At 40.3% G+C, this 14,849-nt stretch carries 11 protein-coding genes; 9 read left to right on the top strand and 2 right to left on the bottom strand.

The genetic code is table 11. The annotated features are described in order from the left end of the window. Positions 1 to 81 precede the first annotated feature (81 nt). Positions 82 to 1,368 carry a citrate synthase gene (locus WNY79_RS13640; protein WP_007586875.1) on the bottom strand — a complete coding sequence of 429 codons (1,287 nt, stop codon included), beginning with the start codon at positions 1,366 to 1,368 and terminating at the stop codon, positions 82 to 84. A gap of 419 nt (positions 1,369 to 1,787) precedes the next feature. Here WNY79_RS13640 and sdhC point away from each other — a divergent pair, with 419 nt between their 5' ends. The 8 genes from sdhC (at position 1,788) to sucD (ending at position 11,655) form a co-directional block, all read left to right on the top strand. Next, complete coding sequence (gene sdhC / locus WNY79_RS13645; RefSeq protein ID WP_076914908.1) at positions 1,788 to 2,165, top strand: succinate dehydrogenase, cytochrome b556 subunit; 378 nt, start codon at positions 1,788 to 1,790, stop codon at positions 2,163 to 2,165. Further along, positions 2,156 to 2,503, top strand: a complete 348-nt coding sequence (gene sdhD / locus WNY79_RS13650; protein WP_007586873.1) for a succinate dehydrogenase, hydrophobic membrane anchor protein — start codon at positions 2,156 to 2,158, stop codon at positions 2,501 to 2,503. Before sdhC ends, sdhD begins: the two co-directional genes overlap by 10 nt. Beyond that, entirely contained in the window at positions 2,504 to 4,276 is a 1,773-nt protein-coding gene (gene sdhA, locus WNY79_RS13655; RefSeq protein ID WP_342876108.1) for a succinate dehydrogenase flavoprotein subunit, read from the top strand. It abuts the gene before it with no gap. A gap of 10 nt (positions 4,277 to 4,286) precedes the next feature. Then, a complete protein-coding gene (locus tag WNY79_RS13660; protein WP_007375751.1) occupies positions 4,287 to 5,003 on the top strand; it encodes a succinate dehydrogenase iron-sulfur subunit in 717 nt (238 codons plus the stop codon). A 95-nt stretch (positions 5,004 to 5,098) separates the two neighbouring features. Beyond that, on the top strand, positions 5,099 to 7,918 hold the full coding sequence (gene sucA, locus WNY79_RS13665; RefSeq protein WP_342876109.1) for a 2-oxoglutarate dehydrogenase E1 component: 2,820 nt from the start codon (positions 5,099 to 5,101) through the stop codon (positions 7,916 to 7,918). 3 nt (positions 7,919 to 7,921) lie between these two features. After that, positions 7,922 to 9,439, top strand: coding sequence for a 2-oxoglutarate dehydrogenase complex dihydrolipoyllysine-residue succinyltransferase (odhB, locus tag WNY79_RS13670; RefSeq protein ID WP_342876110.1), 1,518 nt, complete (start codon positions 7,922 to 7,924; stop codon positions 9,437 to 9,439). Between the two features lie 177 nt (positions 9,440 to 9,616). Beyond that, a complete protein-coding gene (sucC, locus tag WNY79_RS13675) occupies positions 9,617 to 10,783 on the top strand; it encodes an ADP-forming succinate--CoA ligase subunit beta (protein ID WP_024599574.1) in 1,167 nt (388 codons plus the stop codon). Then, a complete protein-coding gene (sucD, locus tag WNY79_RS13680) occupies positions 10,783 to 11,655 on the top strand; it encodes a succinate--CoA ligase subunit alpha (protein WP_024599573.1) in 873 nt (290 codons plus the stop codon). Before sucC ends, sucD begins: the two co-directional genes overlap by 1 nt. 59 nt (positions 11,656 to 11,714) lie before the next feature. On the opposite strand, the gene WNY79_RS13685 is transcribed toward sucD, so the two are convergent. Further along, positions 11,715 to 12,785 (bottom strand): DUF3083 family protein, encoded by a 1,071-nt coding sequence (locus tag WNY79_RS13685; protein ID WP_342876111.1) that lies wholly within the window; start codon positions 12,783 to 12,785, stop codon positions 11,715 to 11,717. Between the two features lie 218 nt (positions 12,786 to 13,003). Here WNY79_RS13685 and glnS point away from each other — a divergent pair, with 218 nt between their 5' ends. Continuing rightward, entirely contained in the window at positions 13,004 to 14,662 is a 1,659-nt protein-coding gene (gene glnS, locus WNY79_RS13690; protein WP_342876112.1) for a glutamine--tRNA ligase, read from the top strand. Positions 14,663 to 14,849: the final 187 nt, after the last annotated feature.

Below are 14,849 nucleotides of genomic sequence, written 5' to 3' on the forward strand. Positions count from 1 at the left end.
TGTAATCGGTTTATGATAATTCTCAAGTGTTGTTAATAAAAAAGGCCGCAAAATGCGGCCTTTTTAAACTAACCAGCGTAATTAACGCTTGTCAGTTGATACGTAGTCACGTTGAGTGTAACCAGTATAAAGTTGACGAGGACGGCTGATCTTATGACCAGGCTGAGATAGCATCTCATCCCAGTGAGTGATCCAACCAACAGTACGTGCCATTGCAAAGATTACAGTGAACATGCTTGTTGGAATACCAATCGCTTTTAAGATAATACCAGAGTAGAAATCTACATTAGGGTATAGTTTTTTCTCTACAAAGTACGGGTCTTCAAGCGCTATTTGCTCAAGCTTCATAGCAATATCAAGAAGTGGATCTTGGATATTCAGCTCAGCTAAAACTTCGTGACACGTTTGACGCATTACTGTAGCGCGTGGGTCAAAGTTTTTGTAAACACGGTGTCCAAAGCCCATAAGGCGGAACGGGTCAGCTTTATCTTTAGCTTTAGCTACGTATTCATCAATACGGTCAACAGAGCCAATCTCTTCTAACATGTTTAAACATGCTTCATTAGCGCCGCCGTGAGCAGGTCCCCATAAAGATGCAATACCAGCTGCAATACATGCATACGGGTTAGCACCAGATGAACCAGCAAGACGAACTGTTGAAGTTGATGCATTTTGTTCATGATCTGCATGAAGCATAAAGATTTTATCCATTGCTTTTGCAGTTACAGGATTAACTTTGTATTCTTCAGCAGGTACAGAGAACATCATGTGTAAGAAGTTTTCTGCGTAGCTTAAATCGTTACGTGGGTATACAAACGGTTGGCCGATATTTGTTTTGTAAGCCATTGCCGCGATTGTTGGTAACTTAGCGACAAGCTTAACTGCGCTTGTTTTACGTTGTTCAGCATCAGTAATATCAAGGTCTTCATGATAGAAAGATGATAATGCACCCACTACACCACAAAGCATTGCCATTGGGTGAGCGTCGAAGCGGAAACCTTGGAAAAAGTTAGCAATCTTCTCATCAAGCATAGTGCTTGTAGTGATTTCATTCTTAAAAACTTCATATTGTTCTTTAGAAGGTAACTCACCATTTAAAAGTAAGTAACAAAGTTCAATGTAATTTGAGTCTTCAGCTAATTGCTCAATTGGGTAACCACGGTGAAGTAGTACACCTTTACCACCATCAATATAGGTGATTGCAGATTCACAAGAACCAGTCGACATGAAACCTGGGTCATAAGTAAAGTGACCGTGTGAACCTAACGTACGTACGTCGATTACATCTTGGCCAGCAGTGCCTTGATAAATTGGAAGTTCGATTGGATCTAGTCCATCAATTTGGACTGTGGCTTTTTTATCTGCCATCGTTATGTATCTCCTATTAAGATATCTATTCTGATTTTTAGATTTTAAAGTTCTGAAATCTGTTTTAAGCACATCTTTTCATTTTAACGTGAAAGAGGGGGTTAAAGTCAATTTTTATAAACATTATGCATATATGTATAATAAATATTCGGTATTAATTAAATATAATACTATTGGCTAATTCGCAAACATCTCTAAATAAACAAGAATTGTAAAAAGCCCTGTGGGTATATATACTAACGGTGGTTTTAAACCGTATTGTATTTGGGTAAACATATTCTTAACAGCTTAAAATTTACAGGTTTGTGAACTTTAATTGTTTTGGTACGTTTATTTTGATAGTTCCATCAGTAATATTTGGTGGGTTTTTAGAAAAACAAGTAGATGAGCTCCACTGTGAGCAAGATGGGCAAGTAACTGTGAAAAAGCAAAGACCTGTAAATCTAGATCTAACAACTATATCTATGCCGGCAACGGCTAAAGCTTCAATTTTTCACCGCGTCACCGGTGTTGCATTATTTTTTGCTTTAACGTTTGTCATTTGGGCTTGGTCTGAGTCTCTCTCTTCAGCTGAAAGTTTTGAATTCGTCAAGGGTCTGTTTAACGGATTCATTGCCAAATTTATAGCTTGGGGCACTGTTTCTGTATTAGGTTATCACCTTATTGGTGGTATCCGTCATATGATTATGGATATGGGACATTGGGAAGAACTTGAATCAGGTAACCTCAGCGCTAAAGTTTCAATGGCTCTTGGTGTTGTGTTTGCCGTATTGGCAGGGGTGTGGATATGGTTTTAAATCAAGCAACTCTAAAACGTGATGGTGTACAAGATTTCGTATCTTTACGTACCACGGCATTAATAATCAGCGCTTACGCGATTTTTATTATCGGCTATTTTTTAGCGACGCCAGAAGTCACTTTCGAAGCCTGGACAGGCCTCTTCTCTAACCTAGCAATGAAAGGGTTTACGTTAATTACCCTTGTTTGCATTATGGTTCATACCCGCATTGGCCTTTGGCAAGTTCTTACAGACTATGTTAAGTGCGCAAAGCTTCGTGCAGTTTTAGGTTTTGTATTAAACCTAATGGCCGTTGCTTACGTAGCTATTGGTCTAATCGTATTATGGGGTGTTTAAGTGAAATATTCTGTTCGTGAATTTGACGCCGTAGTAATTGGTGCAGGTGGTGCAGGTATGCGCGCTGCTTTAGCAATTACAGAATCTGGCAAAACGTGTGCATTAATATCTAAAGTATTTCCAACGCGCTCACACACTGTATCTGCTCAAGGCGGTATTACGGTTGCGCTTGGTAATTCACACGAAGATAACTGGGAATGGCATATGTACGATACCGTTAAAGGTTCCGATTTCATCGGTGACCAAGACGCTATTGAATACATGTGTCAAACTGGCCCAGAAGCTATTACTGAATTAGAAAACATGGGTTTACCATTTTCTCGTTTTGAAAATGGCCGTGTTTACCAACGTCCTTTCGGTGGTCAATCGAAAAACTTTGGTGGTGAACAAGCCGCACGTACTGCAGCAGCTGCTGACCGTACGGGCCATGCTTTATTACACCTTCTTTATCAACAAAACGTTAAAAACAAAACAAATGTATTCTCTGAATGGTATGCACTTGATTTAGTTAAAAACGATAATGGTGATGTAGTAGGGTGTACTGCAATTGAGATTGAGACAGGTGAAGTTACCTTCTTCAAATCTAAAGCTGTTGTATTAGCTACTGGTGGTGCAGGTCGTATATTCGCATCAACCACTAATGCTCACATTAACACTGGTGACGGTGTTGGTATGGCAACACGTGCTGGTATTTCTATGCAAGACATGGAAATGTGGCAGTTCCACCCAACGGGTATTGCAGGTGCTGGTACGCTAGTAACTGAAGGTTGTCGTGGTGAAGGCGGTTATCTTTTAAATAAAGATGGCGAGCGCTTCATGGAACGTTACGCTCCAAACGCAAAAGACTTAGCGTCTCGCGACGTTGTTGCACGTTCAATGATGACTGAAATCCGTGAAGGTCGTGGCTGTGATGGTCCTTGGGGTCCACATCTTAAGTTAAAACTTGACCACTTAGGTGAAGAAACACTTAACTTACGTCTTCCAGGCGTATGTGACCTTGCTAAAACATTTGCTCACGTTGACCCTGCAAAAGAGCCGATTCCAGTAATTCCAACTTGTCATTATATGATGGGTGGTGTTCCTACTAATGTAAATGGACAAGCGCTACAAATCGATGCTCAAGGCAACGAAACAGTAGTTCAAGGTTTATTTGCAGTAGGTGAGATTGCCTGTGTATCTGTACATGGTGCAAACCGCTTAGGTGGTAACTCATTACTAGATTTAGTTGTGTTTGGTCGTGCTGCGGGTAACTTCTTAGGTAAGTACCTGAATGACGTTGAAATATCTAAATCTGCTTCAGAATCAGATTTAGAAGCGTCTCTTGCACGTTACAATCGTTGGGAAAATTCAACGGCTGGCCAAGGTGAAGATCCAGTTCAAATCAAAAAAGACCTACAACAATGTATGCAGCTTAACTTCTCGGTATTCCGTGAAGGTGACTCAATGGCATCTGGTCTTCAAGAACTTAAAGAAATTCGCGAACGTCTGCAACATGCTCGTCTTGATGATAAATCATCAGACTTCAACACGCAGCGCATCGAATGTCTTGAACTAGACAACTTAATGGAAACAGCTTACTCAACTGCAGTAGCTGCAAACTTCCGTACAGAAAGCCGTGGTGCACATTCTCGCTTTGACTTCCCAGATCGTGATGACGAAAACTGGTTATGTCACTCAGTATTCAATCCTGTAACGGATGAAATGAGCAAGCGTGATGTAAACTATGCGCCTAAAACGCGTGAAGCTTTCCCACCTAAAGCACGTGTTTACTAGGAGATAGACGATGGCACAAGTACAATTTTCAGTTTATCGTTATAATCCAGATGTTGACAACGCTCCTCGTATGCAAGAATACACCTTGCAAACAGAGGAAGGTCACGACATGATGGTGTTGGATGCACTTATTCTTCTAAAAGAACAAGATCCTACATTATCTTTCCGTCGTTCATGCCGTGAAGGTGTGTGTGGATCTGATGGTGTTAACATGAATGGTAAAAATGGTTTAGCATGTATTACTCCTTTATCTACGCTACAAAAAAATGGCAAAGGTAAAATAGTAGTACGTCCACTACCAGGTTTACCTGTGGTTCGTGACCTTGTTATTGACATGAGTCAGTTCTACACTCAGTACGAAAAAGTTAAACCTTATTTAATTAATGATCAGCCTGCAGCAGGCGAACGTCTTCAAACTATTGAAGAACGTGATAAATTAGACGGGTTATATGAGTGTATTTTGTGTGCATGTTGTTCAACATCGTGTCCTTCGTTCTGGTGGAATCCAGACAAGTTCATTGGTCCGGCAGGCCTTCTTCATGCTTACCGTTTCTTGGCTGATAGCCGAGATACAGCAACTGAAGAACGTTTAGCGGATTTAGACGATGCGTTCAGTGTGTTCCGTTGTCACAGTATCATGAACTGTGTTAGCGTTTGTCCTAAGGGTCTTAATCCGACCAAAGCAATTGGACAAATCAAATCTATGTTACTAAACCGAGCGGTTTGATAGCTTAGTAAAGGTAAGATGGCTAATATTAAAATTATATTAGCCATCTTGTTATAATAACTATTAATTTCTGCGCTAAAAAAAAGGGCTTATAAATGCACGAAGGTGTGATGAAGGCATGGCTAGAATCTTCACATTTAAACGGCGGCAACGTTGCTTATGTAGAAGAGCTTTATGAAGCGTATTTAGACGATGCGACTTCTGTGCCAGACGAATGGCGAGAAGTGTTTGAACAATTACCTAAAGTTGATGGTGTGGATGTTGAAGTAAAACATTCAGAGGTTCGAGCACAGTTTGCACAGCTTGCTAAAAACAAGCATAGAGAAGTAGTGGTAGCAGAGGGTAGTGGCGGTGACCTTAAACAGGTTAAAGTTCTACAACTTATTAATGCTTTCCGTTTTCGAGGACACCAAAATGCAAACCTAGATCCATTAGGCATTTGGCAGCGAGAACGTGTACGAGATTTAGAGCTAGAGTACCACGACTTATCTTCAAGTGATTTTGACCGCGAGTTTAACGTAGGATCGTTTGCCGTTGGGCGCGATACTATGCCTTTAGGTGAATTATACCAAGCTCTGAAAACTACTTATTGTGGTTCGGTTGGCGCTGAGTATATGCACATCACATCAACAGAGGAAAAACGTTGGTTACAACAACGTCTAGAATCTGTCCAGTCTAGACCTAAATTCTCAAAGGATGAAAAGCTTCGTATCCTTAAAGGGCTTACAGCAGCTGATGGTCTTGAAAAATATTTAGGCTCAAAGTTTCCAGGTGCTAAACGTTTTTCACTTGAAGGTGGTGATGCGTTAGTTCCAATGCTTAAAGAGCTTATTCACCGTGCTGGTGAAAGCGGCCAACAAGAAGCTGTTATTGGTATGGCTCACCGCGGTCGTTTAAATGTTCTTGTGAACGTACTTGGTAAAAACCCATCAGAGTTATTTGATGAATTTGCTGGTATTCATAAAGAAACATTAAGTTCTGGTGATGTTAAGTATCATATGGGTTATTCGTCTGATTTTGCTACCAAAGGTGGCAATGTACATATGGCACTTGCTTTTAACCCATCACATCTTGAAATTGTTAATCCAGTAGTTATGGGCTCTGTGCGTGCTCGTCTTGATCGCTTAGGTGACAGCTCTGGTATTAAAGCATTACCAATTACGATCCATGGTGACTCTGCGATTGCTGGTCAAGGTGTTGTACAAGAAACGTTTAATATGTCACAAACTAACGCGTTTAGTTGTGGTGGTAGTATTCGTATTGTTGTTAACAACCAAGTAGGTTTCACAACCTCGAAGCAAGATGACGTTCGTTCAACGCCATACTGTACTGACATTGCTAAAATGGTCCAGTCTCCTATCTTCCATGTTAATTCAGATGATCCTGAAGCAGTTGCATTTGTTACTCAAATTGCACTTGATTTTAGAAATCAGTTTAAGCGTGATGTAGTAATCGATTTAGTTTGTTATCGTCGCCATGGTCACAATGAAGCTGATGAGCCTAATGCAACTCAGCCTGTTATGTACCAAAAAATCAAAAAACATCCAGTGCCGCGTTTAATCTATGCAGATCAACTTATTGCTGAAGGTTCTTTCTCTGAACAAGAAATTAAAGCGCTCGCTGATGAATATCGTGATGCATTAGATGAAGGTAACTGTGTTGTTTCTGAAATCCAGCCAGAGACTTCACATTCTTCTGATTGGGCAAAGTATGTTGGTCATGAATGGGACGTTGAGTATGATGCTAGCGTACCTTTAGAAGAGCTTAAGGCTCTTGGTGAGAAGATAGCTTCTTACCCAGAGCAATATAAAGCACAGTCACGCGTTAAAAAGATCTATGACGACCGTAAACTAATGGCTTCTGGAGAGAAACCACTTGATTGGGGTATGGCTGAAACGCTTGCTTATGCAACAATTGCAACTGAAGGTACTGATATTCGTTTAACGGGTCAGGATTCAGGACGTGGTACTTTTTTCCACCGTCATGCGGTAGTTCATAGCCAATCAGACGGTGCTACTTATACGCCACTTCAACACTTGAGTGAAGACCAAGGTACTTTTCAAATATTTGACTCTGTTCTTTCTGAAGAAGCTGTTGTTGCCTTTGAATATGGTTATGCAACTGCGGAGCCAACTTCACTACTACTTTGGGAAGCTCAATTTGGTGATTTTGCCAATGGCGCTCAAGTAGTATTTGACCAATTTTTAAGTTCTGGTGAGCAAAAATGGGGCCGTCTATGTGGTCTTACAATATTGTTACCTCATGGTTACGAAGGTCAAGGTCCAGAGCATAGTTCAGCACGCCTAGAGCGTTTCTTGCAACTATGTGCTGATCACAATATGCAAGTATGTGTTCCTTCAACGCCAGCGCAAGTTTACGCTATGCTTCGTCGTCAATCAGTTCGACCACTTCGTCGTCCATTGATTGTTATGACGCCTAAGTCACTACTTCGTCACCCGCTTGCTACTTCATCACTTGAAGAGCTTTCACACGGTGTTTTCCATAATATGATTGACGAAATCGATGATATTAAGCCAGAGAAAGTAGAGCGTGTTGTATTTTGTAGCGGTAAAGTTTACTACGAGCTATTACAAGAACGTCGTAAGCTTGAGCAAGATAATATTGCAATTGTACGTGTTGAACAGTTATACCCGTTCCCACACGATGAAATGCAAACAATTATAGAGCGTTACCAACATGTAACTGATTTTATTTGGTGTCAAGAAGAGCCACAAAACCAAGGTGCATGGTACTGTTCACAACATCACTTTATTGATGCAATCCCACAAGGTGCTAAATTAAAATATGCAGGTCGTAAAGCCTCTGCATCGCCAGCGTGTGGTTACATGTCAGTACATACTAAAGAACAACAAGCGCTCGTAGCCGACGCGCTTACTATAGAAAATAAAGGATAAGCAATGAGCACAGAAATTAAAGTTCCTGTTCTTCCTGAGTCGGTTGCAGATGCTACCGTTGCTACATGGCATGTAAGTGTTGGCGACAAAGTAACTCGCGATCAAAACTTAGTAGACATTGAAACAGATAAAGTGGTTTTAGAAGTGGTTGCACAGCACGACGGTGTAATTACAGAAATATCACAAGAAGAAGGTGCAACCGTACTTGGCGATCAAGTTATGGGTTTACTTGGTGATGCTGATGCAGCGCCAGCAAGTGAAGGTTCAACTAAAGAAGAATCAGCACCAGCTAAATCAGAAGACGCGCCAGCGGCGCAATCAGCACCAGCATCAGAAGGTAAAGAAGTGGACATTAAAGTACCTGTACTTCCAGAATCAGTTGCAGACGCAACAATTGCTACATGGCATGTACAACCAGGTGACGCGGTAACACGCGACCAAAACTTGGTAGATATTGAAACAGATAAAGTTGTTCTTGAAGTAGTAGCTCAAGAAGATGGCATCATGGGTGATATCATTCACGGCGAAGGCGATACTGTATTAGGCGAGCAAGTAATTGGTTCGGTTAAAGCAGGCGGTGCACCAGCGGCTCCAGCTGCAAAAGCAGACTCTGCGCCAGCAGCAGATTCAAGCGAAAGTTCAGATGTGTTAACACCATCAGTTCGTCGTTTAATCGCTGAGAAAGGCCTAGACGCTTCTAAGATTAATGGCACGGGTAAAAATGGTCGTGTAACTAAAGAAGACGTTGATACTTTCTTAAAAGCACCAGCGCCAGTGGCTAAAAAAGCAGAAGCTTCTGCTCCAGCAGCACCGATGGGCGATCGTACTCAAAAACGTGTTCCTATGACCCGTTTACGTAAAACGATAGCAACACGTCTTCTTGAAGCTAAAAACTCAACTGCAATGTTAACAACATTCAACGAAGTGAACATGGAACCAATCATGAGCCTTCGTAAGCAGTACCAAGAAGTGTTTGAAAAGCGTCATGGTATTCGTTTAGGTTTCATGTCTTTCTACGTGAAAGCGGTAACTGAGGCACTTAAGCGTTTCCCAGATGTTAACGCATCAATCGATGGTGACGATATTGTTTATCATAACTATTTTGATATTAGCATTGCAGTATCTACTCCACGAGGTCTAGTTACTCCAGTACTTAAAGATTGTGACAAACTATCTGTTGCTGAAATCGAAAAAGGTATTCGTGAACTAGCACTTAAAGGTCGTGATGGTAAGCTTACGCTTGCTGATATGACTGGTGGTAACTTCACTATAACTAACGGTGGAGTATTTGGCTCATTACTATCTACACCTATCATTAACTTGCCACAATCTTCGATTTTGGGTATGCATAAAATCCAAGACCGTCCTATGGCTGTAAATGGTAAAGTTGAAATACTTCCTATGATGTATTTAGCACTTTCTTATGACCACCGCATTATTGATGGTAAAGAATCTGTTGGTTTCTTAGTGACTATTAAAGAGTTACTTGAAGATCCAACTCGCTTATTGCTAGATGTTTAATCTAGTTGTATGAAATGTAAGCTGTGAATGAACATTCACAGCTTTTTTTTTGCGCCTTTGGTCTTACTGGGGTTTTCATGTTAAGCCTTGGGATCTATACTAGGTGCGCAATTTGGGATAGTTGTTTATTTGAAAAAATATTCAGCTCTTTTAGTATAAAAAATTGGATAAAGCATCATGAATTTGCATGAGTATCAGGCAAAACAACTTTTTGCCGAATATGGTTTACCAGTTTCTCAAGGTTTCGCTTGCGATACACCTGAAGAAGCTGCAGCAGCTGCTGAAAAAATCGGCGGTGATATGTGGGTTGTTAAAACTCAGGTTCACGCAGGTGGACGTGGTAAAGCTGGCGGTGTAAAGCTAGTTAAAACTATCGACGAAGTAAAAGCGTTTGCAGCTAACTGGTTGGGTAAAAACCTAGTTACTTACCAAACAGACGAGAAAGGCCAGCCAGTAGCTAAAATTTTAGTTGAAAGCTGTACTGACATTGCTAACGAATTGTACCTAGGTGCAGTAGTTGACCGTGCATCTCGCAAAGTAGTTTTCATGGCGTCTACTGAAGGCGGCGTTGAAATTGAAACTGTTGCAGAAGAAACACCTGAGCTTATCCACAAAGCTGAAATCGATCCACTAGTGGGTCCACAGGCTTTCCAAGCACGTGAGCTAGGCTTCAAATTGGGTCTTAACCCAGTACAAATGAAGCAGTTTGTTAAGATCTTTATGGGTCTTGGTAAAATGTTCACTGATTTTGATTTCGCACTACTTGAAATCAACCCGTTAGTAATCACAGACGAAGGTAATCTTCACTGTCTTGACGGCAAAATCGGTATCGATGGTAATGCACTTTACCGTCAACCTAAAATCCGTGAGTTCCACGATCCATCTCAAGAAGATGCACGTGAAGCACACGCAGCAAGCTTCGAACTTAACTACGTTGCTCTAGATGGCAATGTTGGTTGTATGGTTAACGGTGCAGGCCTAGCGATGGGTACTATGGACATCGTAAACCTACATGGCGGCAAACCGGCTAACTTCCTAGATGTTGGCGGCGGCGCGACTAAAGAACGTGTTTCTGAAGCATTCAAAATCATTCTTTCTGACGACAATGTTAAAGCTGTTTTAGTAAACATCTTTGGCGGTATTGTACGTTGTGACATGATTGCTGAAGGCATCATTGGTGCAGTTAAAGAAGTTGGCGTAACCGTACCAGTTGTTGTACGTTTAGAAGGTACTAATGCTGAATTAGGTCGTGAAGTTCTTAAGAACTCTGGTCTAGATATCATTGCTGCTGAATCACTAACAGACGCTGCTGAGAAAGTTGTTGCTGCTGCGGAGGGCAAATAATGTCTGTATTAATCAATAAAGATACAAAAGTTATCTGTCAAGGTTTCACTGGTGGCCAAGGTACTTTCCACTCAGAGCAAGCGCTTGAGTACGGTACACAAATGGTTGGTGGTGTTAGCCCGGGTAAAGGCGGTCAAACGCACCTTGGTCTTCCTGTATTCAACACAGTTCGTGATGCTGTTCAAGAAACTGGCGCAACAGCTTCAGTTATTTATGTACCAGCTCCTTTCTGTAAAGATGCAATCTTAGAAGCTATCGATGCTGGCATCGAGCTGATTGTTTGTATCACTGAAGGTATCCCTACACTTGATATGGTTGATGTTAAAATCAAACTAGATCAAACAGGTACTCGTATGATCGGTCCTAACTGTCCAGGTGTTATCACTCCTGGTGAGACTAAGATTGGTATCATGCCTGGTCATATCCACAAACCTGGTAAAGTAGGTATTGTTTCTCGCTCTGGTACTTTAACGTACGAAGCAGTTAAGCAAACTACTGATGCTGGTTTTGGTCAGTCTACGTGTGTTGGTATTGGTGGTGATCCAATTCCAGGTACTAACTTTATCGACGTTCTAGAAATGTTCGAAAAAGATCCACAGACTGAAGCAATCGTAATGATTGGTGAAATTGGTGGTACTGCAGAAGAAGAAGCTGCAGAGTACATCAAAGCAAACGTAACTAAACCTGTAGTATCTTACATTGCTGGTGTTACTGCACCAGAAGGTAAGCGTATGGGTCACGCTGGCGCAATCATTGCTGGTGGTAAAGGTACTGCTGATGAGAAATTTGCTGCATTAGAAGCTGCGGGCGTAAAAACTGTACGTTCACTTGCTGATATCGGTAAAGCACTTAAAGAGAAAACAGGCTGGTAATCGCTTGTTTCCTTTAAAAAGGCCCGCATATGCGGGCCTTTTTGTTATTAGATGAAAATTTAAAACGGGTAACTAATATGTTGGAAAAAACGTACAGATAAATCTTGTCGCTGCTTATTTATGGCTAGCTCATTGCACAGAGAATGAATTGTTTTTTCCACTTGGTTCATAAATCGACCGTACCCCATTTCGTGTTTATCCTGTTGCGTAGCAACCACTACAAAATGTAGGGTCTCTACTAGTTTATTTGCCTCATAAAAATACTTAATCTGATTTTCATTAGAGTCAATATCAAAACTTAATTTTTGAAGTTCTGCATTGCCTTCACTTTTATCAATTTTACTGTTTCGTATAATAGGTGTTGCGCCATTAGCAACCATAGAGCCATGATTCAGGTTGTTATTTTGACACGCACGTATAAATGAGTAGGCAAAGTAGTCATAAAATTTAGCATAGTCATTTGTGTTCATTAGTGTTTGAAATTGCGTTTTAATAGCGCGCGAAACCGGTATAGTAAAAGTCGCGTAAGTCATCTCTGCGTGATCATCGGGTATGCTGCATTGTCTTGACTGATAGCGAGGGAAAAGGCTTCTTAATTTGTAACCATAGCTTTCTTTATTGCCTTTTTCTTTAGCAAATAGGTCATATGTTAAGTGTTGATGATCGCGAAGTTTAAACTGGGATTGATTTACTAAAAGTTGTTCTTGTAGAGTGTTTAAGACTTTTTGAACTTTATTATGAAATTCTGCAGAGTTGGCTCGTAAATCATCGCCTGTAGCTAAAAATAGAATACGTATTTTTTTACTCTGTGTACCTTCAGTGTAATAAATCTTATGCGCTTCATGATAGCAAGGGTTATAAAAAAAGAGCATCTGTTTATCTGTCTCAAACTGATAAGACTCATCATTAAACCTTACAACGGGCAATTTATCATTCGCTAATAAGTGCACATTATAAAGCTCATATTCATCGCAAGAAGCAAACAGTTGGCGCGCAACACGTTCATAGCAACAATTTATATTACTAAAGCTTTTGTAAAAATCCTGATTAGGGGTGACTTCTGCTAAAAGGTAGTGGTTTGCACGTGCGTTAGTTGGAATATATACACGATGTTGATTAAGTGTAGCCATCTTCGAATCCTTATAAAGTAGGTTATTTTGCTACTATAATTGGCTTTGATGACTTAAATATTGCGCTAAAACAAATTTTATTCATAAACAAGAGTTAAGCTGAATTAAAGTTAAGTAATATCTAAAATAAACCTTAATCTATTGCTGTATGTTAGTGTATGTTTTTGTAATAATGCATTAGTTTTGTTATTACGTAATATTTAGAGGACTGCACTCCTATGGCGGAAACTGAGAATCGCCCAAGTAACTTTATTAGAACCCGAATTGATGAAGACTTATCAAGTGGAAAACATGCCACTACGCATACACGTTTCCCACCTGAACCAAATGGTTTTTTGCATATTGGTCATGCCAAATCAATTTGTTTAAATTTTGGCATCGCAAAAGATTACAATGGTTTATGTAACCTACGTTTCGACGATACAAACCCAGAAAAAGAAGATATTAACTACGTTAATTCTATAAAAGAAGATGTTCAGTGGTTAGGTTTCAATTGGGATGGTGATATAAAGTATTCTTCTAATTATTTTGATACTTTATATGGCTACGCTGTTGAGTTAATTGAAAAAGGTTTAGCGTACGTTTGTTTTTTAACAGCAGATCAAGCACGTGAATATCGTGGCACATTAAAAGAGCCAGGTAAAAACAGCCCATACAGAGATACTTCAGTTGAAGAAAACCTAGCGTTATTTGAAAAAATGCGTGCTGGCGAATTCAAAGAAGGTGAATGTGTCTTGCGTGCAAAAATTGATATGGCAAGCTCATTTATGGTGCTTCGCGATCCAATTATTTACCGTGTACGTTTTGCTCATCATCATCAAACAGCAGACAAGTGGTGCATTTATCCAATGTATGACTTTACGCACTGTATTTCTGATGCGCTAGAGGGCATTACACATTCGTTATGTACATTAGAATTCCAAGATAACCGTCGTTTATACGATTGGGTACTTGATAACATTAGTTTAGAGTGTCATCCACAACAAATTGAGTTTTCACGCTTAAACCTTGAATACACTATTATGTCAAAGCGTAAGCTAAGCGACTTAGTGGTAAACAATTTTGTTGAGGGCTGGGATGACCCACGTATGCCTACAATTGCAGGTTTACGTCGCCGTGGTTATACACCGGGCTCAATTCGTGAGTTTTGTTTGCGCATTGGTGTAACAAAGCAAGAGAATATGGTTGAAATGGGCATGCTTGAAGCGTGTATCCGTGAAGACTTAAACGAAAATGCACCGCGTGCAATGGCCGTACTCGATCCTGTTAAAGTTGTTATTGAAAACTACGAAGCAGACAAGGTTGAGGTTTTATCTGTGGCTAATCACCCAAATAAAGAAGAAATGGGTCGCCGTGATGTACCATTTACTCGCGAAATTTATATTGAACGAGAAGACTTTAAAGAAGAAGCGAATAACAAGTTTAAACGTTTAGTGCTTGATAAAGAAGTACGCTTACGTGGCGCTTATGTTATTAAAGCACAGCGTGTTGAAAAAGACGAAAACGGCGAAATCACAACTATTTTCTGTACTTACGATGCTGAAACACTGGGCAAAAATCCAAGTGACGGACGTAAAGTAAAAGGTGTTATTCATTGGGTTTCAGCACCAGAGTCTATTACGGCAGAAGTTCGTTTATACGATCGTTTGTTTAGTGTGCCAAACCCAGCAGCCGCTGATGAGTTTGAAACTACACTAAACCCAGAGTCACTGGTTGTTTTATCAAACGCTAAATTAGAGCCATCGCTTGCCAATTCACAAGCAGAGCAGGGCTTTCAGTTTGAGCGTACAGGTTATTTCTCTCGTGATTCTAAATCAGAGAACGTTGTATTTAACCAAACAGTGGGTCTTCGCGATTCATGGTCTAAAACTCAATAAGTAATATCTAAAAAACCTGAACTCTGGATAATAAATCTATCTCGAACAGCTATTTTCAGCGCTAACTGCGTTGAATTTACTTGCAATAGGCCAGCTATTGACGCGTGAATTCGCCTTGTTTTCACTTAAAATCTCTGGCTAGAGAAAATAAATTTAAATATCACCATGATTCAATATGTTGGTAAAT

It is taken from the genome of Pseudoalteromonas sp. AS84, assembly GCF_038900255.1.
Lineage (GTDB): Bacteria > Pseudomonadota > Gammaproteobacteria > Enterobacterales > Alteromonadaceae > Pseudoalteromonas.

Excerpts from the sequence above, each read along its gene's own strand:
- sdhD (WP_007586873.1), top strand. The coding sequence starts at position 2,156 with ATGGTTTTAAATCAAGCAACTCTAAAACGTGATGGTGTACAAGATTTC.
- glnS (WP_342876112.1), top strand. The coding sequence starts at position 13,004 with ATGGCGGAAACTGAGAATCGCCCAAGTAACTTTATTAGAACCCGAATT.
- WNY79_RS13660 (WP_007375751.1), top strand. The coding sequence starts at position 4,287 with ATGGCACAAGTACAATTTTCAGTTTATCGTTATAATCCAGATGTTGAC.
- sucC (WP_024599574.1), top strand. The coding sequence starts at position 9,617 with ATGAATTTGCATGAGTATCAGGCAAAACAACTTTTTGCCGAATATGGT.
- sucD (WP_024599573.1), top strand. The coding sequence starts at position 10,783 with ATGTCTGTATTAATCAATAAAGATACAAAAGTTATCTGTCAAGGTTTC.
- WNY79_RS13685 (WP_342876111.1), bottom strand. The coding sequence starts at position 12,785 with ATGGCTACACTTAATCAACATCGTGTATATATTCCAACTAACGCACGT.
- odhB (WP_342876110.1), top strand. The coding sequence starts at position 7,922 with ATGAGCACAGAAATTAAAGTTCCTGTTCTTCCTGAGTCGGTTGCAGAT.
- sucA (WP_342876109.1), top strand. The coding sequence starts at position 5,099 with ATGCACGAAGGTGTGATGAAGGCATGGCTAGAATCTTCACATTTAAAC.
- WNY79_RS13640 (WP_007586875.1), bottom strand. The coding sequence starts at position 1,368 with ATGGCAGATAAAAAAGCCACAGTCCAAATTGATGGACTAGATCCAATC.